The sequence below is a fragment of the Gottfriedia acidiceleris genome (assembly GCF_036421055.1).
GTDB lineage: Bacteria > Bacillota > Bacilli > Bacillales > Bacillaceae_G > Gottfriedia > Gottfriedia acidiceleris_C.
In genome coordinates, this window is the sequence record NZ_JAZGQS010000037.1 from 1 (window position 1) to 1,250 (window position 1,250).

The window sequence follows — 1,250 nt, forward strand, 5'->3', positions numbered from 1 at the left end:
TTTGTACCTTGAAAACTAGATAATGTCATTCATTAAACTGCGTAAGTTTAATTCAATTAGTTTTAAAATTAGTTAAGTTAGAAAGGGCGCACGGTGGATGCCTTGGCACTAGGAGTCGATGAAGGACGGGACTAACACCGATATGCTTCGGGGAGCTGTAAGTAAGCTTTGATCCGGAGATTTCCGAATGGGGGAACCCACTACTCGTAATGGAGTAGTATCTTTACCTGAATACATAGGGTACTGAGGACAGACCCAGGGAACTGAAACATCTAAGTACCTGGAGGAATAGAAAGCAATAGCGATTTCCTGAGTAGCGGCGAGCGAAACGGAAGATAGCCCAAACCAAGAGGCTTGCCTCTTGGGGTTGTAGGACACTCTATACGGAGTTACAAAGGAACGGGGTAAATGAAGCGACCTGGAAAGGTCCGTCAAAGAAGGTAAAAACCCTGTAGTTGAAACCTCGTTCCCTCTTGAGTGGATCCTGAGTACGGCGGAACACGTGAAATTCCGTCGGAATCTGGGAGGACCATCTCCCAAGGCTAAATACTACCTAGTGACCGATAGTGAACCAGTACCGTGAGGGAAAGGTGAAAAGCACCCCGGAAGGGGAGTGAAAGAGAACCTGAAACCGTGTGCTTACAAATAGTCAGAGCTCGTTAACGAGTGATGGCGTGCCTTTTGTAGAATGAACCGGCGAGTTACGATCCCGTGCAAGGTTAAGTTGAAGAGACGGAGCCGCAGCGAAAGCGAGTCTGAATAGGGCGATATAGTACGTGGTCGTAGACCCGAAACCGAGTGATCTACCCATGTCCAGGATGAAGTTCAGGTAACACTGAATGGAGGTCCGAACCCACGCACGTTGAAAAGTGCGGGGATGAGGTGTGGGTAGCGGAGAAATTCCAATCGAACTCGGAGATAGCTGGTTCTCCCCGAAATAGCTTTAGGGCTAGCCTTATGTGTTAGAGTCTTGGAGGTAGAGCACTGATTGGACTAGGGGCCCCCAACGGGTTACCGAATTCAGTCAAACTCCGAATGCCAATGACTTATCCATAGGAGTCAGACTACGAGTGATAAGATCCGTGGTCAAGAGGGAAACAGCCCAGACCGCCAGCTAAGGTCCCAAAGTATACGTTAAGTGGAAAAGGATGTGGAGTTGCTTAGACAACCAGGATGTTGGCTTAGAAGCAGCCACCATTTAAAGAGTGCGTAATAGCTCACTGGTCGAGTGACTCTGCGCCGAAAATGTA

Annotated in this window: 1 rRNA gene; it reads left to right on the plus strand. The window is 48.3% G+C overall.

The features are described 5' to 3' along the window. Positions 1-70: 70 nt before the first annotated feature. Positions 71-1,250: ribosomal RNA gene (locus RAH41_RS22385) — 23S ribosomal RNA — on the plus strand; the annotation flags it as partial.